Origin of the sequence: Kitasatospora sp. CM 4170 (genome assembly GCF_032110285.1) — a bacterium.
Lineage (GTDB): Bacteria > Actinomycetota > Actinomycetes > Streptomycetales > Streptomycetaceae > Kitasatospora > Kitasatospora aburaviensis.
The window spans coordinates 7143766-7166689 of the sequence record NZ_CP134877.1; the positions used below are offsets into that span (position 1 = coordinate 7143766).

Consider the following 22924-nt stretch of genomic DNA (forward strand, 5'->3'; position numbering starts at 1 on the left):
CGCTCAGGCCGCGTACGGCCGGGGGTCCCCGGCGGCCGGGTCGTCCGCGGCCTCCGCCGCGCGCGTCAGGTCGTGGTGGATCGGCCCGTCGCCCCTGCTCAGCGGCAGGCAGCTGCCGCCCCGCCGGTGGGCGACGATCTCCGCGGCGACCGAGACGGCGGTCTCCTCGGGCGTCCGGGCGCCGAGGTCCAGGCCGATCGGCGAGCGCAGCCGGCCGATCTCGGCCTCGGTGAGGCCGACCTCGCGCAGCCGGTCCAGCCGGTCGCGGTGGGTACGGCGCGAGCCCATCGCCCCGACGTAGCCGACCGGCAGCCGCAACGCGCGCTCCAGCAGCGGGATGTCGAACTTGGCGTCGTGGGTGAGCACGCAGAGCACCGTCCGGCCGTCGATCCGCTCCAGCTGCGCGTCCAGGTAGCGGTGCGGCCAGTCGACGACGACCTCGTCGGCGTCCGGGAACCGCTTGCGGGTGGCGAACACCGGGCGGGCGTCGCAGACGGTGACGTGGTAGCCGAGGAACTTGCCGATCCGCACCACGGCGGCGGCGAAGTCGATGGCGCCGAAGACCAGCATCCGCGGCGCGGGCACGTAGGACTCGACGAAGACGGTGACGGTGCCCTGCTCGTGCTCGTCGCACGGGCGGCCGTCCAGGCCGAGGACGACCCGGCCGGTGCGGCCGGCGTCCAGCATGGCCCGGGCCTCGGCGACGACGGCGCGTTCCAGGTTGGCCACGGTCGTCGGTGCGGGGGAGAGGGCGCCGTGGTGGGTGTCGGCGGTGACGGCGACGGTGGCGCCGACCAGGCCGCCGGGGCCGGCGATGACCCGGGCGAGGGCCACCGGGGTGCCGGAGGCGATGTAGGCGATGCCGGCGTCGAGCGCGGGGTCGGTGCCGGGGACGACCGGCTGGACGAAGACGTCCAGGATGCCGCCGCAGGTCAGGCCGACGGCGAAGGCGTCCTCGTCGCTGTAGCCGAACCGCTCCAGGACCGGCTCGCCGGACTCGATCGCGGCCTGGCAGAGCTCGTACACGGCCCCCTCGACGCAGCCCCCGGAGACGCTGCCGACGGCCTCGCCGGCCGCGTCGACGGCGAGGGCGGCCCCCGGATCGCGCGGCGCGCTGCCGGAGACCCCGACCACCGTGGCCACGGCGAAGGAACGCCCGGACGCGTGCCAGGCCTGCAGCTGCTCGGCGATGTCCTGCATGTCGGGGAGCTCCTTCAACCTCAACGGACGGAACGGGTGGTGCCGCCGTACGGGAAACGATTCCCGTACGGCGGCGGTGCTGCTAGTGCACGCCCAGCCAGGACTTGATCGGGGTGAGCGCGAAGTAGACCACGAAGACGGCGGTCAGGATCCACATCAGCGGGCCGGGCTCGCGCCACTTGCCCTGGCCGGCCTTGATGACCGTGTAGGAGATGACGCCCGCGGCGACACCGGCGGTGATGCTGTAGGTGAACGGCATCAGGACGCAGGTGAGGAAGGCCGGGATGGCGACCTCGCGGTCGGACCAGTCGATGTGCCGGGCCTGGCTCATCATCATCGCGCCGATCACGACGAGGGCGGCGGAGGCGACCTCGACCGGGACGATGCCGGCGAGCGGGGAGAAGAAGAGCATCAGGGCGAACAGGCCGCCGGTGACGGCGGAGGCGAGACCGGTCCGGGCGCCGTCGCCGACGCCGGTGGCCGACTCGACGAACACGGTCTGCCCGGAGGCACCGGCCAGGCCGCCGACCGCGCCGCCGGCGCCGTCGATGAACAGGGCCTTGGAGAGGCCGGGCATCCGGCCCTGCTTGTCGGCCAGGCCCGCCTCGGTGCCGACGCCGATGATGGTGGCCATCGCGTCGAAGAAGCCGGCCAGGACGAGGGTGAAGACCGCGACGGAGGCGCTGATCGCACCCATCCCCTTGCCGCCGAAGGCGCCGAACAGGTCGATGTCGCCGAAGAGGCTGAAGTCGGGGGCGGAGACGGGGCTGCCCGGCCAGACCGGCACGGAGTTCTTCCAGGCCTGGGCCGGCACGTCGGCGAGCTTGTTGACGACCACCGCCAGGACGGTGCCGCCGGCGATGCCGATCAGGATGGCGCCGCGGACGTTGCGGGCCATCAGCACGAAGATCGTCAGCAGGGTGAGGCAGAAGATCAGGACCGGCCAGCCGGCCAGCTCGCCGGTGGGGCCGAGGGACAGCGGGGTCGGGCCGCCGGTGTGCACGAAGCCGGCCTTGTAGAGGCCGATGATCGTCACGAAGAGACCGATGCCGATGGTGATCGCGTGCTTGAGCGGCAGTGGGATGCCGTTCATGATCTTCTCGCGGAGGCCGGAGACCACCAGGAGCACGATCAGCAGGCCGTAGATGACGCACAGACCCATGGCCTGTGGCCAGGTGGTGTGCGGGACGACCAGGGCGGAGACGGCCCCGGAGACCGAGAGGCCGGCGGCCAGCGCGAGCGGGACGTTGCCGACCACGCCCATCAGGATGGTGGTGACCGCGGCCGCGAGCGCGGTGGCGGTGGTCAGCGCGGCGTGGTCCAGCTTGACGCCGGTCACGTCGGCACCGCTCAGGATGAGCGGGTTGAGCAGGATGATGTACGCCATCGCCATGAAGGTGGTGACGCCACCGCGAAGTTCGTTGGCGAGCGTCGATCCCCGCGCGGAGATCTTGAAGTACGCGTCCAGCGCGTTCTTCGAAGGAGCCGCTGGGGCCGACGTGGGGGCGTCGTCCTCGGCGGGTCTGTCTTCAGTGGTGCCGGGCTCCGTGGGGATCCTGGTCATGTCCACTCCCAAGTGTCAAAGGGGGTTGGGGTGGGCGAGCCGACCTGACAGCCAGTCAACGAAGTTGGCACAGGGGGACGATTCGACTCACTGGGCGCACTCTGTGGCAGTGCCGGCAGTGCGAGGGTGGTGGGCACCGCTGCAGAGCCCCGGCGTGGGAGAGGCAGCGGAGTGGTGCGTTCGCGTTGCTTCGGGTGGTGCATGGGCGGTGCTTCTTCACTGCGGTGGGTGGTGCTGCCCCGGGGCGGCGGGGAAGACGTTCGGTCGCCGCCCCGGGGAGGTGTGCGGAGGTTCCGGCTACAGGGCTTCCGGGGCCTCGGTGGTCAGGTGCTCGGGCCGGACCGGGATCCGGTTGAGCGCCAGGCCGGTGGCGTTGCGGATGGCGGCCACGATCGACGGCGTCGCGGAGACGGTGGGGGCCTCGCCGACGCCGCGCAGACCGTACGGCGCGTTGGGGTCGGGCAGTTCGAGGACGTCGACCGGGATCGGCGGGGTGTCCAGGATGGTCGGGATCAGGTAGTCGGTGAAGGACGCGTTGCGCACCTTCCCGTCCTTGACGATGATCTCCTCCATCACGGCCAGGCCGAGCGCCTGGGTGCAGCCGCCCTGGATCTGGCCCACCACGGAGAGCGGGTTGAGCGCCTTGCCCACGTCCTGGGCGGCGGTCAGCTCCACCACCTTGACGAGGCCGAGCTCGACGTCCACGTCGACCACCGCGCGGTTGGCGCAGAAGGTGTACTGGACGTGGCCGAAGCCCTGCCCGGTCTCCTTGTCGAAGGGGACGGTCGGGCGGTGGTGGTGCTCCCGGGTGAGGTCGATCGCCTCGTCGCCGAGCAGGTCGACCATGGAGACGAGCGCACCGGCCGAGTCCGAGACCACCTTGCCGCCGACCAGCGACAGGTCGTTCTGGATCCAGCCGTAGCGCCGGCGGCCCTTCTCGATCAGCGCCTGCTTGACCGCCTCGGCGGCCAGCTTCACCGCGCCGCCGGTCATGTACGTCTGCCGCGAGGCGGACGTCGAACCGGCCGAGCCGACCTCGGTGTTGGCCGGGTGGATGGTGACCTGCTCGACGCCCAGCTCGGTGCGGGCGATCTGGGCGTGGACGGTGACACCGCCCTGGCCGACCTCCGCCATCGCCGTGTGCACCATGGCGACCGGCTCGCCGCCGATCACCTCCAGGCGGACCCGCGCGGTCGAGTAGTCGTCGAAGCCCTCGGAGAAGCCGACGTTCTTGATGCCGACCGAGTAGCCGACGCCGCGCACGATGCCCTCGCCGTGCGAGGTGTTGGACAGCGCACCCGGGATCTGCCGGACGTCCAGGTGGTCGAGGTCCAGCGGCGGCGGGAGCGGCATGTCCTTGACCCGCTGGAGCAGCTCGGCGACCGGGGCCGGCGAGTCGATCTGCTGACCGGTGGGCATGTGGTCGCCCTCGGCCATCGCGTTCAGCTGGCGGAGCTCGACCGGGTCCATGCCCAGCTCGGCGGCCAGCCGGTCCATCTGCGTCTCGTACCCGAACGCGGCCTGGACGGCGCCGAAGCCGCGCATCGCGCCGCAGGACGGGTTGTTGCTGTACAGGGCGATGGCGTGCATCTTGACGTTCGGGATCACGTACGGGCCGTGCCCGAGCGAGGCGGCGTTGCCGACCACCGCCGGCGAGGCGGAGGCGTAGGCGCCGCCGTCCAGCACGATCCGGGCGTCGGCGAAGACCAGCTTGCCGTCGCGGGTGGCGCCGTGCTCGTAGGTCATCCGCGCCGGGTGGCGGTGCACGTGGCCGAAGAAGGACTCGTCACGGGAGTAGACGATCTTGACCGGCTTGCCGGTGTGCTGGGCCAGCAGGCAGGCGTGGATCTGCATCGACAGGTCCTCGCGGCCGCCGAAGGCGCCGCCGACGCCGGCCAGCGTGAGCCGGACCTTCTCCTCCGGCAGGGCCAGCACGGGCGCCATCTGCTGGCGGTCCACGTGCAGCCACTGGGTGGCGATGTAGAGGTCGATGCCGCCGTCCTCGGCGGGCACGGCCAGGCCGGACTCCGGGCCGAGGAAGGCCTGGTCCTGCATGCCGACCTCGTAGGTGCCCTTGACGATGACGTCGGCCATCGCGCGGACCTCGTCCGTCACGCCGAGGCCGGAGACGAGCTTCTGCTCGTGGCAGATGTTGCCGTACCCGTGGGACTTGTACTCGTGCGGCTCGTGCACGTAGCCGTGGGTCTCCGGGTCGAGGCACTGCTCCTCGGTGGTGATCGGGGTGAGCACCTCGTACTCGACCTTGATCTTCTTCACCGCGCGGCGGGCCGTCTCCGGGTGGTCGGCCGCGACCAGCGCGATCGCCTCACCGTGGTAGCGGACCTTGTCGATCGCCAGGGCCGGCTGGTCCTGGATCTCCAAGCCGTAGTACTTGGAGCCCGGGATGTCGTGGTGGGTGAGCACCGCGTAGACGCCCGGCACCTTGAGGGCCTCGGAGATGTCCACGCCCAGGATGTTGGCGCGGGGGTGCGGCGAGCGCAGCGCCATACCCCAGAGCATGTCCTCGTGCCACATGTCGGACGAGTACGCGAACTCGCCCTTGACCTTCAGGTTGCCGTCCGGGCGCAGCGGCGAGCCGCCGATGCCGTCCTTGCTGGCCTGGTTGATGTTCTGGAGGTTCTTCTGACCCTGGATGGTGCGAACGCTCATTCCGAGACCGCCTTACCGGCGCACTTGCGGGCGGAAGCCAGCCGCACCGCGTCCATGATCTTCTCGTAGCCCGTGCAGCGGCAGAGGTTGCCCGACAGCGCCTCGCGGATGTCGTTGTCACTCGGCTGGGCGTCCCGCTCCAGCAGGGCGTCGGTCTGCACCAGCAGACCCGGGGTGCAGAAGCCGCACTGCACGGCGCCGGCGTCGACGAACGCCTGCTGGACCAGGCCCAGCTCGCCGGTCTCCTCGGTCAGGCCCTCGACGGTGCGGACCTCGCGGTCCTGCACCTGGCCGGCCGCGACCAGGCAGGAGCAGACCGGCACGCCGTCGAGGTAGACGGTGCAGGAGCCGCACTCGCCCTGCTCGCAGGCGTTCTTCGAACCCGGGAGGCCGACCCGCTCGCGCAGGACGTACAGCAGGCTCTCGCCCTCCCAGACGTCGTCGGCCTCGACCGGCTTGCCGTTGGCGGTGAAAGTGACCCTCATGCCGCGCTCCTGATCTGCTTGCTGTAGTCGTTCCAACACCAGGTGAGGGTGCGGCGGGCCATCACGGCCAGCGAGTGGCGCCGGTAGTCGGCGGTGCCGCGGACGTCGTCGATGGGGGAGGCGGCGTCCTTCACCAGCTCGCCGAACCGCTGGATCACCTCGGCGCCCAGCAGGTCGCCGGACTCCCAGAGCCCGCGCTCGGCGAGCACGCCCTGCAGGTACTCCTCGGCCTCGACGGCGCGGCGCGGCGTGGGGGCAGCCGAACCGATACCGGTGCCGACGGTGCCGTTCCTCGGGTGGAGGGCGAAACCGAAGGCGCAGACCGCGATCACCATCGCGTTGCGGGTGCCGATCTTCGAGAACTGCTGCGGGCCGTCCGCCACCGGGATGTGCACGGCCCGGATCAGCTCGTCGGGCTCCAGGCTGTTGCGCTTCACCCCGACGTAGAACTCGTCGATCGGGATCATCCGGGTGCCGCGCACCGAGCCGGCCTCGACGAAGACGTCCCGCCCGGCCGCCAGCAGCGCGGGGTGCGCGTCACCGGCCGGGGAGGCCCCGCCGAGGTTGCCGCCGACACCGCCGCGGTTGCGGATCTGCGGGGAGCCGACGGTGTGGGCCGCCAGCGCGAGGCCCGGCAGCGGGCCGGACAGCTCGTCGATGATCCGGGAGTACGGGACGGAGGCACCGAGCCGGACGACGTCGCCGTCGTTCGACCATTCGGTGAGCTCGGTGATGCGGTTCAGGTCGAGAATCGCGGATGGCCGGTGCACGTCGAAGTTCATCTCGACCATGACGTCCGTACCGCCCGAGATGGGCAGCGCGGTCGGGTACTCAGCCTTCACCGCGAGTGCCTCGTCCCAGGTAGCGGGCCGAAGGAACTCCATGCGGGTGTCTCCTCAAGTCGTTGCTGCCGGACGGTGGGCACAGTGCCCGCTTCCGGTGTTCGGACTGTGCTACTGCTTTGTCGCCTTCGCTTTGCGTCCTGGTCACCCGGGTGTGTCCGGCGGCTTGTGGCCAGTGAACCGCTGTGACCGGGCCCACTGGGAGTCACCGATGGCATGAAGCCCCGGCTGTGGTGCCGCCCGGCATCCTGTACGTTCCTCTAAGGAGGACAATCGCGCAGCCCAGCTGTTTACGGGGCGCTACCTACGACCGTAATCCGGCCGTGATTCCCAAGCTATGGGCCCGTGATCCGGGCACCCGTCGGTACGTAACACCGAGCACTGATGTTCGGGCACACTGTCTGCCCGGACCGAGCGCTCGGGCCCTCACCCTCACCCCCCAGCCCGTTAGGAGTCCCGGATGCGTGTCCGTGACCTGCTCGCCCCCGGAGCCCCGCGACTGCGCCTGCTCGCGGCGGAGGAAGAGCTGGACCGGCAGGTCAGCGGCGTCATGACCACGGACCTGCACGACCCCGGCCGCTACCTGCACGGCGGTGAGCTGGTGCTCACCGGCATGCTCTGGCGCACCGGCCCGGCCGACTCCGAGCGGTTCGTCCGGACGATCGTGGCCGGCGGCGCCGTCGCCCTCGCGGCCGGCGAGGCCGAGGTCGGCCCCGTCCCCGAGGACCTCGTCGACGCCTGCCGCCGGCACCGGATGCCCCTCCTGGCGGTACCCGACGACATCGCTTTCGGGACCGTCACCGAGTTCATCGGCCGGCAGGTCTCGGCCGACCGCGCCGCCGACCTGGCCGCCCTGGTCGACCGCCACCGCCTGCTGGTCTCCGCGGCCGGCGGCGGCGGGCTGGACGCCGTCCTCGACCTGCTCGGCGGCGACCTCGACCTCGACTGCTGGGTGCTCACGCCCACCGGCGCGGTGATCGCCGGCCCCGCCGACCGGCTCTCCGCCGAGGACCGCGACCAGCTGGTCCGCGCCCACCTCGGGGCCCAGCGCCAGCGCCGCCGGCCCCCGCACCGGGCCCGGCTGCTCACCGGCTCGTACTCGCTGCTGCCCGCCTCGGCCACCCCCGACGCCGAGGCGCCGCTCGCCGACTGGGTGCTCGCGGTGGCCGGCGACGTCACCGAGTGGACCACCAAGCGCCAGCAGCTCGCCGAGAACCTGGCCCGGCTGGTCGCCGCCGAGCGCCAGCGCCGCGACGAGGGCCGCCGGCTGCGCCGCCGGCTCGCCGACGAGGTGCTCACCCTGCTGCAGCGCGACGCCGACCCGGCCGAGATCAGCCGCACCCTGTACGCCTCGTCGGCGATGGCCGCCCGGTACGAGACGCCCGAGCCGAAGCCCCAGGTGCCGGACGGCAACTGGCTGGTGCTCAGCGCCGAGGGGACCGGCCTGCCCGAGGGGGCGGTGCGGGCCGTCCTGGAGGAGGCCCTGGGCGGCACGACCGACCGGGCCCTGGTCGCCGGGGCCGGCACCGGCGCGGTCGTGGTGATGCCCGCGATGGACACCGCCGTCCCCGCCGACACCCTGCGTGAGCTGCTCGCCCCGCTGGAGGCCGGCCTCGGTTCCGAGGGCCGGATCACCCTCGGCGTCTCCGCCCCGGCCCCCGAGGCCGGCGGCCTGCGCGGGGCCCTGGAGGAGGCCCGGCACGCCCGCCGGATCGCCGGCGCCCGGGTCGGCCGGGTCTGCGTGGCCGGCCCCGAGGAGCTGGCCTCGCACGTGCTGCTGCTGGCCGCCGTCCCGGACGAGGTCCGCCGCGCCTTCCGCAGCCGCCTGCTGGACAAGGTGATCGCCTACGACATCGAGCACCAGGCCGACCTGGTCCGCACGCTGGAGGCGTTCCTGCGCTCGGACGGCTCCTGGACGCGCTGCGCCGCCCAGCTGCACGTGCACGTCAACACTCTCCGCTACCGGATCGGCCGGATCGAGGAGCTGACCGGTCGGGACCTCTCCCGCCTGGAGGACCGGGTGGACTTCTACCTGGCCCTCGAACTGGCCTAGGGATCGTCGGACACGCCCTGGTACGACGGCGCCCCGCCGGCCGGTCGGCCGACGGGGCGCACTGCCTGCCCGGATCCTGCTACGGATTGACGGGCAGGACGGGGGTGTTCACGGTCGGGATGCTCCAGCGCTGCGCCGGCGTGCCGTTGCAGGTGAACAGCTGGAAGACGGTGCCCGGGTTGCTGTTCGCCCAGGGGACGTCCAGGCACAGGCCCGACTGCGGGTTGTAGATGCTGCCGTCGGCCCGGGCGCGCCACTGCTGGCCGCCCTCGCCGAGGCAGGTCCACAGGATGACCGCGGTGCCGGACGCGGTGCCGTTGCCGCTCGCGGCCACGCACTGGCCGTTGATGGTGAGCGTGCCGTTGGCGTTCAGGCTGAACCGCTGGGCGTCGCTGCTGTTGCAGTCCCACAGCTGCGGGTGCATGCCGTTGCCGGTGTTGTTGTTCGGTGCGTCCATGCAGCGGCCGAGGTGGGTCGCGAAGCGGACCGGGCTGTTGCTGGTGGTCGCGGTGACCGCGGTGGTGTAGACGGCGAGGTTGCTCACCCGGCCGGTGAGGTAGTTGCTGCTCGCGTCGTTGTTGCGGTAGCGGCCGACGACCAGGCTGCCGGTCGCGGTGGGGCTGGTCGACGCGGCGTGCTGGGCGGTTCCGGCCAGGCTGCCGTTCACGTACAGGTTCATCTGGCCGGTGTCCGCGTTGTAGCTGGCGGTCAGCTGGGTCCAGGTGTTGAGCTGGTACGCGGCGGCCGGGCCCATGGCGGAGGTCCAGTCGTACGGCCAGGCGTTCGACGCGTCGTTCTGGGCGATGCCGAACTTCCAGGTGCCGTGGTCGCCGTAGATCATGAACGAGCTGCCGTGCGTGGTCTCCTGGCTGACGACCATGCCGGCGTCGTCCTTGGCCAGGTAGGCCCAGGTGCTGACGGTGAAGCTCTTGCGGGTGTCGACGGTGTACTTGGCGGTGAGGTCGGACTTGCGGGTGCCGTCGAACGCGGCGACCTTGGTCGCGTGGCCGTCGACGGTGTCGTCGGTCCAGGCGACGCCGTTGGCGGTGCCGTTGTACGCGGCCGGGTTGGCGGTGGCGTCGCCGGTCAGCCGCCACTGGGCGTACGGCGCCTGGGTGGTGCCGCGGATGTGCTCGCCGGTGAAACCGTTGACCTTGCCGGAGGCGGTGGTGGCGGCCCAGACGTGCAGGTTGCCCGAGGCGTCGGCGGCCCAGAAGTCGGGCACCTGGTCGTCGGTGACGTCGCCGTCGGCACCGACGGTCGGGTAGCTCCCGGCGGTGATGCCGTAACCGATCTTGGTGGTCGGGCTGGCCGTGAGGGCGGTCACCGTGGTGGAGCCGTCCGGCCGTCCGGCGGTGGTCAGCGCGTACTGGAAGATGTCGCCGTTGGTCCGGTTGCGGACCCACAGGGCCGGGGTGGTGGCCGTGGTGGCGCCGATCGCCAGCGTGTTGCCGGGGACCATCAGGTCCTTGTCGTCCCAGCCGCCGGCCGAGACCAGGGACGGCGGCGCCAGCGTGTGGTTGGTCTTGACCGGGTAGAACCAGAGGCTGTCCGAGTCGATGGCGAACACGCCGGTGGCGTCGGTCACCTGGCGGCTCGGGGTGCGGGTGTCCTTGGCCGAGCCGATCGGGGTGATCTGGCGCGCCAGGGCCCAGCTGCCGCCGTCGTGGTGGCCGTTGCAGGAGGTTGCGTACGCGGTGTCGCAGTCCGGCCGGTCGAGGGTGGTCGAGGTGCCGCGGGTGAAGCGGCCCGGGTCGGAGATCGTGTCGGAGTAGTAGTACAGCGCGTCGTCGCCGTCGCCGGCGCCGGGCTTGCTCTGGTCCTTGTGGACGAACAGGTCGTCCAGGTTGGTGGTCGGGTCGAGCGAGCCGCGGTGCGAGACCCGGTAGTCCTTCCACGTCCGCGGGTTGGTCGGCGAGTCGTAGCCGGGCGCCTGCGCGGCCGGGGCCGCGGTACCGGTGGGCGGCACACTGGCGTTGCCCGCATCGGTGGCCCGGCCGTGCGTCACCAGGTTGCCGGCGGTGTCGGCCAGCAGGATGTCCGGGCGGGCGTCGCCGGTGGTGTCACCGAAGGCCACCGGGCCGGGCGCCCACGGGACGTAGAAGGCGTACGAGTAGGTCTGGGAGGAGTTCCCGGCCTCGTCGACGGCGCGGGCGTACAGGACGTTGGTGCCCCAGTGGGTGGGCTTGGTGGTGATGTCCGTGATCGCCAGGGAGCCGCCGGGGGCGCACTTGCGCTCCGCGCCGGCCAGCTGGGCGTCGTAGCTCCACTCGACGCAGGCCAGGCCGGAGGAGATCAGGCCGGCGCCCGGGCTGGGGTCGGAGGCGGTCACCGGGATGTGGCCGGTGTCGCCCAGCTTCAGCTGCGTGGTCTGGCCGTTGCCGGCCGGCGGGAACTGGGTGGCCGGGTCGGTGAAGGCGCCGAAGCCGAACACCGGCGGGGTCAGGTCGACCGCGAAGTGGCAGACGGTGCCGGCCGGGCCGCGCAGCAGACCGTCGTCGCCCTGGGCGTACCAGCCGTAGTGGTGGCCGTTCTGGAGCAGCCCGACCGGCAGGTCGTACGCGGCCTCGCTGCCGGTGCCGACGAAGCCGGACCACCCGTTGTTCACGGTGTTGCCGCCGGTGGTGTTGTCCCAGATGCTGAGGTACTCGGTCAGCTGGCCCTGGTTGGGGCTGCTGACGGTCGAGCGCAGCGTGGCGGTGGTGTTGGTGACGTAGCCGTACGAGGAGACCGGGACGTCGGCGCAGGCGTCGGTGTCCGAGGTGGTGACCCGGTGCGGAGCCGGGGTGACCCGCTCGTTGGTGGGCACCCGCGGCGGGAAGTCGTACTCGCTGCTCAGCGTCGCGTCGTAGGAGTACCGCTTGAAGCCCATCCGCTGACCGCTGCCCTCCTGGCCGAGGACGGCGAAGGCGAGCGGCACGCCGGTGTTGCGGATGCCGTCGCGCAGGGCGTTGGTGATGTTGAAGTCGATCGGGATGTCGTTGTAGCACTCCGACAGGGTGCCGTTGCCCGGCACGTTCTTCCCGTCGATCCACTCCCGGACCTGGTGGTTGCTCCAGGACACGGAGGAGTCGAACTCACGCGCCCGGTAGAGGTTGACCGGGTAGGTCGTGGTGCAGGAGTGGTCCGAGGATATGTACTGCTTGATCTGCAGGTTGGCGTAGTTGATGGTGGCGCCGGCGTAGCCGTTCAGGTCGAACTCGTACAGCGCCCGCTCGATGCCGTACGGGGACTCCCAGCCCTGGTAGCCCGAGCCCGGCCGGTCACGGTCGTTGGAGCCGGTCCGGTCGAAGTTGCCGGTGGTGGTGTGGGCCTGCATCACCCAGGCGTGGTGCTGCTTGCCGCGGGCGTCCCGGCCCCAGGACGGGTCGACGTAGACCGGGTACGAGGTGCTGGGGCCGTCCAGCAGGTCGGGGCTCGGGGTGAGGGTGATCGCGCCCTCGGCCTTGCCGCCCTTGTCGTGGACCTCGGCCTTCGTGACCGGGATGTCCGCGACGGTGGCGAGCGAGCCGGGGCCGGCGGTGGTGCTGGGGGAGTCCGGTGCGGTGCGGGTCGCGGCGCCGGCGCCGGGCTGCCCGGCCGCGGGCGCCTCGGCGGCGGCCTTCGGGGCGCCCTGGGCGCGGGGCGCCGAGCCGGCGAAGGACTCGGCGGCGGCGGACTTGGCGGCGGCCCGGGCGGCCGGCGTCCGGGCCTCCTTGGCCGACCACATCTGCGGGGTGGGGGCGGTGAAGACCGCCTCGCCGCCGGCGGAGGCGGTCAGCGCGCCCTCGGCGTTCTTGCCGAGCTCCAGCCCCTTGGTGGTGGTGGGGAAGACCAGGGTGCGCACGGCGGGGTTGGCCGCCGCGGCCGGGGTGCGCAGCACGACGACGGTGGTGTAGCCGCCCCACTTGCTCGCGTTGACCTGCAGGTCGGTGTCCGGCGCGACGTCGCGGAAGAGTGCGCCGTTGCCGGTGAGCACCGGCGCCGGGAGCGGGCCGGGGAAGGGCGAGGAGACGGCGAGCTGCTTGCCGTCCTGGGTGGTCATGGTGGCCAGCGGGCCGGTGCCGCCGCCGGAGATGGCCAGGTCGCCGCTGGCGACCGCGGGGGCGACGGTGCCGTCGGGGCGCTGGACGAGGGTGTCGTCCAGGGTGGCCCAGGAGCCGTCGGTCCGCTTGGCGCGCTGGGGCTGCTGGTGCTGTTCGGAGCGCAGCTTGCCGCTGGCCGTGGCGACCACGGTGGTGTACTCGTCGGTGAGTTCGGGGACGGGGATGTCCTTGCCCTCGCGCTTGGCGCGGGCGATGGTCTCCTGGACCTTGTCCGAGGCCGGCGGGGTGGGTGGCTCGGCGGCGGCGGTGGCGCCGGGGGCCGGGGAGGGGCCGCCGGCGGCGTGGGCGGCGAGCGGACTGACGGTCAGCAGTCCGGCCACGACGGCGAAGGAGACCAGGGCGGCGGCGGGCCGTCCGGCCGGCCGGACGGGTCTGGGTCTGGGTGTGGTGGGCATGGAGCTCCCCCGTGGTTCGGCGCGCACCGTGAAGGGCGGATACGCAGAGGTCAGGCGCACTGTGGCAGTTCTGACGGACTGCCGACAACGTGCGCCGAGCGGGCTTGTCCGGGTTTGGATGCGAAACGGATCGGATGACCGGGCAGTGATATGGGTCACTCCCCTCGGCCTCCACCAGGGGTTGGCAGTGCCGGTCGCCGGACTGCTAGGTTCCGGCTGCTTATTTCTGATGAGCATTCAAATACCTTTTGCACCTAACGGGGTGGGAACGTGTCAAATTCGGACAGACCGCAACGCAGGAGAATTCCCTGGCGGTGGATAGCCGCGCCGGTCGCCTTCGCGGTGGCCGGCTCGCTGATCGGCCCGGCGGCGCAGGCCGCCGCCAAGCCGGACTTCTCCAAGGTCTGGCAGCCGCCCGGCACACCGCTGCCCGGCAGCCCCTCGGTCGCCGTGACCGACGCCGCCAAGGCCGCCGCGATCGCGCCGCACTACCCGGTGCCCGAGCGGGCCGGCAAGGCACCCGCTCCGGCCCCGGCCCAGCGCGAGTCGGCCACCGCCGACCTCGCCGGCGCCCGCCCGGAGGCGCCCGCGAAGGCCGGCCGGCTGCCGGTCTGGGTGGCGCCCAAGACCGGCGCGGCCGCGGCCGCCGACGTCCCCGCTGCGGTGACCGTCGTCCAGGGCGATGCGTCGAGCGCCCGCGCGGCCGGCGTGAACGGCCTGCTCTTCAGTCTCACCGCGCAGCCGGCGACCGCGGCCCCGGCCGCTCCCGCACCGCAGGACGGTGCCGCTCCGGCGCCGGTCCAGGTCGGCATGGACGTGGCTGCGCTGGACGCCGCCACCGGCGGCGAGTTCGCCTCCCGGGGCCGCCTGGTGACGCTGCCCGCGTGTGCCGCGACCACCCCCGAGGTGCCCGCCTGCCAGGTCCGCACCCCGGTGGCGAGCCACTACGACGCCGCCGCCAAGCGCCTGGTCGCCGACCTCGCGCTGCCCGCCGCCGCGGCCCCGGAGAAGACCGCCGGCGGCACCGTCAAGGCCGCCTTCGCCTCCGGTGCGCTCCAGGCCCCGGCCGCGGCCCCCGCCGCCGCGCCGCTGCTGCTGGCCGCCGAGACCGCGCCGGCCGGCGGCGGCGGCGACTACGCCGCCTCCTCGCTCAACCCCTCCTCGGGCTGGGCCGCCGGCAGCGCCTCCGGTGCGCTGACCTACAGCTACCCCGTCCAGGCGCCGCCGTCGCTCGGCGGTGCGGCGCCCACGGTCGCGCTCGCGTACAACTCCTCGTCGGTGGACGGCAAGACCTCCGCCACCAACGCCCAGGCGTCCTGGGTCGGTGACGGCTGGGAGCTGAACCCCGGCTTCATCGAGCGCACCTTCAAGCCCTGCGACAAGGCGGGCATCAAGAACTCCGGCGACCAGTGCTGGGCGGGCTTCAACGCCACCCTCTCGCTCGGCTCCCACTCCGGCCAGCTGGTCCGCGACCGCAACGCGGGTTCGGCCGGTGCCACCACCGACGCCGCCACCGGCGTCTGGCACCCGAAGGACGACGACGGCACCAAGGTCGAGTTCGGCTCCGGCGCCGGCAACGACGCCCGGGACGGCGCCTACGCCAAGGTGACCGACAGCTCCGGCACGGTCTACTACTTCGGGCTCAACCACCTGCCCGGCGGCGACAAGAGCGACCCCGCGTCCAACTCCGTCTCCACCGTGCCGGTCTACTCGCCCAACAGCGGCGACCCCTGCTACGACTCGGCCCAGGGCAAGGCTTCCTGGTGCCAGATGTGGCAGCGGCTCTCGCTGGACTACATCGTGGACCCGAAGGGCAACCTGACCAGCTTCACCTGGTCCCCGGAGACCAACTGGTACGCCCGCGGCGGCGCCCAGAACAGCGGCAACGGCACCCGCACCGCGTACACCCGGGCCAACCTCCCGGCCTCCGTCGCGTACGGCCAGCGCCTGGACGAGCAGGTGGCCGCCAAGGGCGCCCTGCAGCCGGCCGCCCGGATCACCTTCGCCACCGCCGAGCGCTGCCTCGACACCGCGAACTGCGACCCCGCCCAGCGCACCGTCGCGAACAAGAACAACTGGCCCGACGTGCCGGTGGACCAGGAGTGCAAGCAGGACGGCACCTGCACCCACTACGGGCCCAGCTACTTCACCACCAAGCGCCTGTCGGGCATCACCACCCAGGTGCGGGTGAACAACGCCTGGAAGGACGTCGACGCCTACGAGCTGAAGCACTCCTTCCCGGACCCGAAGGACGCCACCAGCCAGAAGGCGCTGTGGCTGGACTCGGTGAAGCGCACCGGCAGGACCGCGACGCCCGAGATCAGCTCCCCCCTGGTCAGCTTCACCCCGGTGATGCTGCCCAACCGGGTGGACGGCACCGACCTGGTGCCGGCGCCCCCGCTGATGAACCGCCCGCGCATCCAGCAGATCCACAACGAGCTCGGCGGCGTCCTCAACGTCGACTACAACCTGCCGGCCTGCTCCCGGATCAACAAGGTGATGCCGGCGGCCGAGGACGACAACTCCCTCGGCTGCTACCCCGTCCGCTGGCTGCCGCCGGGCTCGGTCGCCGACGCGACCCCGGTGCTGGACTGGTTCAACCACTACACGGTCGCCTCGCTGACGGAGAACGACACCGCCACCGACGCCCCGCAGAAGATCACCAAGTACGCCTACGAGCGGGCCGGCTGGCACCGCGACGACAGCGAGCTCACCGAGTCCAACGCCCGCACCTGGGGCGACTTCCGCGGCTTCGCGGCGGTCACCGTCACGGCGGGCAGCGGCAACGACGGTCCCCGGACGCAGACCCGCACCACCTACCGGCAGGGCATGGACGGCGACGTCCGGATCGGCGGCGGCACCCGCAGCGTGCACCTGACCGACGCGCTCGGCCGGGACGTCGTCGACGTCGACTGGCTGGCCGGTCAGGTCCTGCAGACCGAGGTGTTCGACCAGGAGAACGGCAAGGTCACCGCACGGACCGTGAACGGCGCCTCGGGCGAGGTCGCCACCGCGACCCACCCGCGCGGCAACGGCCTGCCGGACCTCGTCGCGCGCTACACCGCGACCACCCGGACGGTCACCACCCAGGGGCTCAAGGCCGACCAGACCTGGCGCACCACCACCAAGACGACGGTCAGCGACCCGGCCCACCCGAACCGCACGAGCACGGTCCTCGACCAGGCCGACGGCCTGCCCGACCTGTGCACCCGCACCTCCTACGCCACCGGGCCGGACCCGCAGCGCACCGACCTGGCCGCCGAGACGCTGACCGTCTCCGGCACCGACGCGTGCACCGCCACCGCCGGCCCGGGCAACACCACCTCCCGCAGCCGCGTGCTGTACGACAACCTGCCGTTCGGCCAGGCCGGGGCCACCGCCAACCCGAGCGGCGCCCAGGAGCTGGAGCGCTACGAGGCCAACGGCAGTGCCACCTTCACGGACACGACCAGCACCACCTTCGACAAGTACGGCCGGGTCGATTCGGTCACGGCGCTGACCGTCAAGGACGCCCAGCACCCCAACGGTGCGACCACCCGTACCACCTACGCAGCGGCCGCCGCCGGTGAGCTGCCCTCCACGCTGACCTCCTCGGCGCCCGCGCCGGGCCTCAGCGGGGTCACCTGGGACACCGTCACCACGATCGACCCGCGGCGCGGCAACACGCTCACCGTCAAGGACCCGAACAACAAGACCAGCACGCAGGTCTGGGACGCCCTCGGGCGGCTCACCGGTGTCTGGCTGGCCGGCCGCACGCCGGGGGCCAACCCGAACCCGAACCTGAGCTTCGCGTACAACCTCTCGAACACGGCCGGGTCGCCGTCCTCGGTGACGACCTTCGTGCTCAAGAAGGACCTCGCCAACCCGGTCCAGACCCGCAAGATCGACATCCTGGACGGCTTCGGCCGCATCCGGCAGAGCCAGGCGTCGCCGGAGAACCCGGCCTTCACCGGCCGGTTGATCACCGAGACGCTGTACGACTCGCAGGGCCGGGTCAAGACCGCCGACGCGCCCTGGTACAACAACGCCTCCGGCCCCACGGGCACCGTGGTGCAGGCGGCCGACTCGACCGTGCCCGCCCAGACCCGGACCAGTTACGACGGGCGGGGCCGGGCCACCGTGGTGGCCTCGTGGTCGCTCGGCGTCGAGCAGAGCCGCTCCACCACGGTCTACGCCGGTGTGGACCGGGTCGACCTGGTTCCGCCCGCCGGCACCTGGCCCACCAGCGCCGTCTCCGACGCCCGCGGCCGCACCGTCGAGCGGTGGCAGTACAACACGCCCACCGCCACCGGCAACCGCGCCGACGCGGTGGTCTCCGGCTACGGCTACACGCCCGAGGGCAAGCCCGAGTCGCGCACCGACGCGGCGGGCAACCGCTGGACGTACGGCTACGACCTGCGGGACCGGCAGATCTCGGCGACCGACCCGGACACCGGCACGGTCACCCAGACCTACGACCAGGCCTCCCGGGTGGCGACCACCACCGACAACCGCGGCCGCAGGCTCGCCTTCACCTACGACCTGACCGGCCGCAAGACCGGCGTGTACGAGGGCAGCGTCGCCCCGGCCAACCAGCTCGCGGGCTGGACCTACGACACCGTCGTCAAGGGCAAGCCGGCCTCGTCCACCCGCTACGTCGGCGGCACCGCCGGGCAGGCGTACACCACGGCCGTGACCGGGTACGACGACGCCTACCGCGCCACCGGGATGAGCATCACCGTCCCGGGCAGCGAGGTCGGGCAGAGCGGCAACTTCACCTACACCGCGTCGAGCACCTTCGACAAGATCACCGGGAACGTGAAGTCCCGCCTGCTGCCCGCCGTCGGCGGACTGCCGGTGGACGACCTCGCGTACTCGTACAACGACTACGGCCAGGTGTACAAGTACGCCGGCGCCACCACCTACGACACCCAGACCGAGTACGACGCCTTCGGCCGGGTGATCCGCTCCACCGTGAACCCCTGGGCCTCCCAGGTCGTCGTCACCAACGACTACGACCAGGCCACCGGCCGGCTGCGCAACCAGTTCCTGGACAAGCAGACCTCCACCTCCGGCGCGGTCCAGCAGACCGGCTACACCTACGACGACTCCGGTCGCGTCACGTCGATCAGCACGACCCCCGACAACAACCCGGCCGTCCGCGACCTGCAGTGCTTCGGCTACGACAGCCTCGGCCGGCTGACCACCGCCTGGAGCGACACCGGGAGCGTCACCGTCCCGGACCCGGCCGAGCACCAGACCCTGGACCAGGGCCGGTGCACCAACACCAGCCCGACCAGCGGCGCCGTCGCGCCCGCGCTGACGACGGTCGGCGGCGGCAACCCCTACTGGCAGGAGTACGGCTACGACGTCACGGGCAACCGCACCCGGTTCGTCCAGCACGACACCGGCGGCGACGCCACCAAGGACGCCGTCACCACCCAGACGTTCCCGAACGCGGGGACCGTCAACACCGGCAGCGGCAGCGGCGGTCCGCACGCGCTGACCGGCACCGGCACCAAGGTCGGCGCGAGCACGACGGTCTCCGGCAGCGACAAGTACGACGCCGCCGGGAACACCACCTCGATCTACACCTCCAAGACCGGCACGGCCGACCTCGCCTGGAACACCGAGGGCAAGCTCGACACCTTCGCCCAGGCCGGCCCGGTCACCGGTATCGGCGGCAAGTGCCTGGACATGCAGGGCGGCAGCTCGGCCAACGGCACCCCGGTGCAGATCTACACCTGCAACTCCGGCGGCGGCCAGCGCTTCGCGGTCAACGGCGGCGTGCTCAAGGTGTTCAACAAGTGCGTGACCGCGACGGGCACCGCGGCCGGCTCGCTCGTCCAGCTCCAGCCCTGCGACGGCGGCACCGCGCAGAAGTGGACGGCCCGCGCCGACGGCACCGTCCTCAACCAGGCGGCCGTCCGCTGCCTGGCCGTCCCCGGAGACGTCACGACCAACGGCACCGACCTGGTGCTCGGCGACTGCGCCACGACCGTGCCGGCCGGCCAGAAGTGGACCGTCCCGAACCAGGTCACCAGCTACGTCTACGACGCGGACGGCAACCAGCTGATCCGCCACAACCCGGGGAAGACCACGATCAACCTGGGTGGCGACCAGGTCACCTACGACACCGTCACCAAGACCCTCACCGGCACCCGCTCCTACCCGGTGCCCGGTGGCCTCACCATGGTCCGGGTCGGCAACGGCGGCCTGACCATCCAGCTGGCCGACCACCACAACAGCGGCCTGCTGACCGTCGACGCCACCAGCCTCGCCGTCACCCGTCGGCCGATGGACCCGTTCGGCAACCCGCGCGGCACCCAGCCCGCGGCGGGCGTCTGGGCGGGTGACAAGGGTTTCGTCGGAGGCTCCAAGGACGACGTCACCGGTCTGACCAACCTGGGGGCACGCCAGTACCAGCCCTCCACCGGACGGTTCGTCAGTCCGGACCCGGTCCTCGTCCCCGACGACCCGCAGCAGTGGAACAGCTACGGCTACTCGCACAGTGACCCGGTCAACCGCTGCGACCCGTCCGGCCTCTACGACCCGGACCTGCGCGAATGGCAGATGCAGCAGGAGCGGGCCAAGCGCGAGGCCGAGGCCACCGCCACCGGCGAGGAGGAGCCGGACCTCGGTTCCGACCCGGAACCGGAGGAGGAGAAGTGGTGGAAGGTCTGGACGCCGCGCCACGACACGGCCGTCCTGATGGCGACCACCTACCTCAAGGCCCGGCACCCGTACAACGACTTCGACAACGACGTCTTCATCCGTGAGGGCTCGGCCAAGGGCAACGGGAAGCCCGGCTACGCCGACATCGTGGAGTGGGGCAAGGACGAGGTCCTGATCTGGGAGGTCAAGCACGAGGGCGGCGGCGCGGAGGCCGACGGTCCGGCGCAGCTCGCCCGCTACATCGACAAGCTCCAGGAGATGTTGATCGAGGCCGGCGACACCCGGACGGTGAAGCGGGGCGGGAAGCTGGGCGCCGAACTCGGTCCGGTGCCCAACATCGGCAACCCCGCCGAGTTCATCACCGCCAAGGACGGCAAGTCCGACGGCATCATCACCTACAAGTGGACGAAGGAGGACAACCGCGGCGGTGAGCCCCAACGGGTCCCGCACCCGGTGCCCGTACCCCAGGCCATGCCGGTTCCCAAGGAGCAGTACGGCACCCGGCCCGGGTGGACCTCGACACGTCCGATCAAGAGCGGAACCCTGGGGCCCGAGGTCCCGGCCACGCCCCAGGCGATGCCGCACGCCGTCGGCGGCAGCCTCGACGGGGGAGGGCTCACGTTCAACGTCCCCACCATGACGCAGCAACAGCAGACCAGCACGGCGGAGGCCGTGGCGGTCGGTATCTTGGGGTTCATCGCCTACTGCCTCACCGCCGGCACCGCCTCGCCCTGACCGGGCGGGACTCCAAGGAGCGAACCACAGCAATGCACACCATCCGATGCGAGATCGACACCGAGTACCGCGACGCCGAGGCGCTCGCCGACCTCGCGTGGCGATGGCTGGTCGAGGGTGCGGAACGCCTGGAGGGGGAGTCCCTCCAGGCGGTCCTCGACTCCACCGACCTGGTCGCGGAGTCGCTCACCAAGTCCGTTCCGTGCGGTCCGCCCGGAGCGCTCTGGGGCTTCTTCTCGGCGGACACGGTGAACCGCGGCAACGGCCGGATCACCCACCGCACCCGGATCCTCACCAGGAAGAACCTGCCCCTGCTGCGCAAGTGGCTGGGCGAGGACATCCTCCTGGCGGAGACCGCCCTGTACCGGCTCGACGAGCACGGCATGCCCGGCGACCCGGTGCTGCGGATGGCCGCCGCGCGCGAGGAGAAGTGCCAGGACTGGGTCAGGCTCAGCGCGCTGACCCCGAAGGGGCGCTTCGGCTCGGACGGCCAGGCCCGTTGGGGCGACCTGCTGCGGGACCACGCGCAGGAACTCGATCCCTCCTACGCGCAGATCGGGTACGACCGGACGTTGGGCCGGACCGAGCACGAGGAGCGGGTCGGCCCACCGCTGCCCAGGATGACCCTGCCGCAGTCACGGCGGTTCCTGCGCGGGTACGAGTGGCTGATGGTCGTCCCGCGGGAGATCGTGCAGCAGCTCGGCGGTGCGGAGGCCATCCGCGCCGCCGGGTTCCACCGGGTCGAGGAGCTGCCCGGCGGCGCCGTGCTGCTCCAGGCGGTGCCGGAGTTCGACGGCTTCACCGGTGAGGCCGTCGAACGGCTCTGGCAGCTGGTCAGGCCCGCGCTGCGCCCGGGGATGCCCAAGCGGTTCAGCGCGGACACCGAGGCCGGGGATCCGCCGAGCCGGATCTGGTACGCCGACACCGTCTGAGGACCGGAAACGCCGGGAGGGCCCGCCGCGCATCGCGCGGCGGGCCCTCCCGGTTTCGTCGGGCAGGTCCTACTGGACCGGGATGACGCCGGTCAGCCACTCGAAGACGCCCGGCACCAGGGCCTTCCACTGGTCGGTGGTGTGCGGGCCGGTGGCCTCCTGGACCTGGACGGTGGTCGGGGCCTTGGCCACGGCGGCGATCGCCTGGCCGTCCTCGAAACCGTCGCCCTTGTTGCCGGAGACGTACAGCGAGACCTTCGGCGGCTGCTGGGCGCTCTTCAGGATGTTGACCGGGTTGTTGGCCTCGCGCAGCTTGGCGTCCTTGCCGACCAGCGAGTCCTTCTCGACCGCCGGGTCGTTGTAGCCGGAGAGGGCGACGCCGGCGCGGTAGCGGTTCGGGTGGGCGAGCGAGAGCTTGGCGGCGCAGTGGGCGCCGGCCGAGTAGCCGGCGATGCCCCAGCGCTCGGGCGACGGGTCGGCGCGGAAGTTGTCCATGACCATCTGCGGCACGTCCCGGGTCAGCCAGGCGTCGGCGTTGATCTTGCCGGGGATGTCGGTGCAGCCGGCGTCCTGGTGGCCGCCGAGCAGCAGGGTGCGCGGCGAGACCAGGATGAACGGCGCCACCTTGCCCTGCTGCATCAGCGGCTTCAGCTGCTCGGAGACCTTCAGCGTGCCGTACCAGGTGGACGAGGAGCCCGGGTAGCCCGGGATCAGCTCGACGACCGGGAACTTCTTGTCCTTGAACGCCGGGTCGTTGTACTGCGGCGGGAGCCAGACCAGCACCTCGCCGTCGACGCCGGAGACCGGGCCCTTGAGGTCGGTCTTCTGCACGTCGCCCGGGACGGCCGGGTCGTTGACCCCGCGGAACTGCTGGGTGAGCTTGGGCTTCGCGGCGTCCCCGCCCGCGGTCGGCTGCGCGCCGGCCGTGCCGCTCGCGGCCGGGACCGGCTGCTCGGCCGGCGGGATGGAGGGCACCGCGCGGACGTGGTTGCCGGTGCCCAGCAGGTCCTCCCAGCTGCCGTAGATCAGGTTGGCGTTGTTGACCATGACGAACACCATCACCACGGCCGTGATCTGGCAGAACACGATCATGACGAGCCGGGACAGGATCCGCACCGGCTGGGGCCCGCGTACCCGACCCCAGCACAGCATCGCCACCGCGATGGAGATCGGCACGAGGATCACCGTGCAGATGAGGAAGGGCGTGCCTGTCAGTTGCATCAAAGTCTCGTATCCGGGTTCGCAAGCCGCTCGGGCCCCACTCGCCCGAACGCACTCCAATGGCATTGGACGGCCTCAAACGGGGATC

The 22924-nt window shown here is 72.0% G+C and carries 10 protein-coding genes; 3 read left to right on the plus strand and 7 right to left on the minus strand.

The features are described 5' to 3' along the window. Positions 1 to 3 precede the first annotated feature (3 nt). From RMN57_RS30175 to RMN57_RS30195, 5 genes are all read right to left on the minus strand, one after another. Positions 4 to 1200: an XdhC/CoxI family protein gene (locus tag RMN57_RS30175; RefSeq protein ID WP_313766448.1), complete on the minus strand. Its 1197-nt coding sequence runs from the start codon at positions 1198 to 1200 to the stop codon at positions 4 to 6. Between the two features lie 82 nt (positions 1201 to 1282). Continuing rightward, entirely contained in the window at positions 1283 to 2764 is a 1482-nt protein-coding gene (locus tag RMN57_RS30180) for an NCS2 family permease (RefSeq protein ID WP_313766449.1), read from the minus strand. A 297-nt stretch (positions 2765 to 3061) separates the two neighbouring features. After that, positions 3062 to 5434: a xanthine dehydrogenase subunit D gene (gene pucD, locus RMN57_RS30185; protein WP_313766450.1), complete on the minus strand. Its 2373-nt coding sequence runs from the start codon at positions 5432 to 5434 to the stop codon at positions 3062 to 3064. Further along, positions 5431 to 5919, minus strand: coding sequence for a 2Fe-2S iron-sulfur cluster-binding protein (locus RMN57_RS30190; RefSeq protein ID WP_313766451.1), 489 nt, complete (start codon positions 5917 to 5919; stop codon positions 5431 to 5433). Before RMN57_RS30190 ends, pucD begins: the two co-directional genes overlap by 4 nt. Then, positions 5916 to 6803, minus strand: a complete 888-nt coding sequence (locus RMN57_RS30195; protein WP_313766452.1) for an FAD binding domain-containing protein — start codon at positions 6801 to 6803, stop codon at positions 5916 to 5918. The genes RMN57_RS30190 and RMN57_RS30195 overlap by 4 nt, the downstream gene beginning before the upstream one ends. 418 nt (positions 6804 to 7221) lie before the next feature. Here RMN57_RS30195 and RMN57_RS30200 point away from each other — a divergent pair, with 418 nt between their 5' ends. Continuing rightward, complete coding sequence (locus RMN57_RS30200) at positions 7222 to 8814, plus strand: helix-turn-helix domain-containing protein (RefSeq protein WP_313766453.1); 1593 nt, start codon at positions 7222 to 7224, stop codon at positions 8812 to 8814. Between the two features lie 79 nt (positions 8815 to 8893). On the opposite strand, the gene RMN57_RS30205 is transcribed toward RMN57_RS30200, so the two are convergent. Beyond that, the gene (locus RMN57_RS30205; RefSeq protein WP_313766454.1) at positions 8894 to 13294 is read right to left on the minus strand and encodes a ricin-type beta-trefoil lectin domain protein; all 4401 of its coding nucleotides are present in this window, start codon (positions 13292 to 13294) and stop codon (positions 8894 to 8896) included. 342 nt (positions 13295 to 13636) lie between these two features. On the opposite strand from RMN57_RS30205, the gene RMN57_RS30210 reads away from it, so the two are divergent. Both RMN57_RS30210 and RMN57_RS30215 read left to right on the plus strand, forming a co-directional pair. Then, complete coding sequence (locus tag RMN57_RS30210) at positions 13637 to 20683, plus strand: ricin-type beta-trefoil lectin domain protein (protein ID WP_313766455.1); 7047 nt, start codon at positions 13637 to 13639, stop codon at positions 20681 to 20683. A gap of 32 nt (positions 20684 to 20715) precedes the next feature. Beyond that, positions 20716 to 21615, plus strand: coding sequence for a hypothetical protein (locus RMN57_RS30215; RefSeq protein WP_313766456.1), 900 nt, complete (start codon positions 20716 to 20718; stop codon positions 21613 to 21615). A gap of 69 nt (positions 21616 to 21684) precedes the next feature. Here the strand turns inward: RMN57_RS30215 and RMN57_RS30220 are convergent, their stop codons facing one another. Next, complete coding sequence (locus RMN57_RS30220) at positions 21685 to 22836, minus strand: alpha/beta hydrolase-fold protein (RefSeq protein WP_313766457.1); 1152 nt, start codon at positions 22834 to 22836, stop codon at positions 21685 to 21687. Positions 22837 to 22924 lie beyond the last annotated feature (88 nt).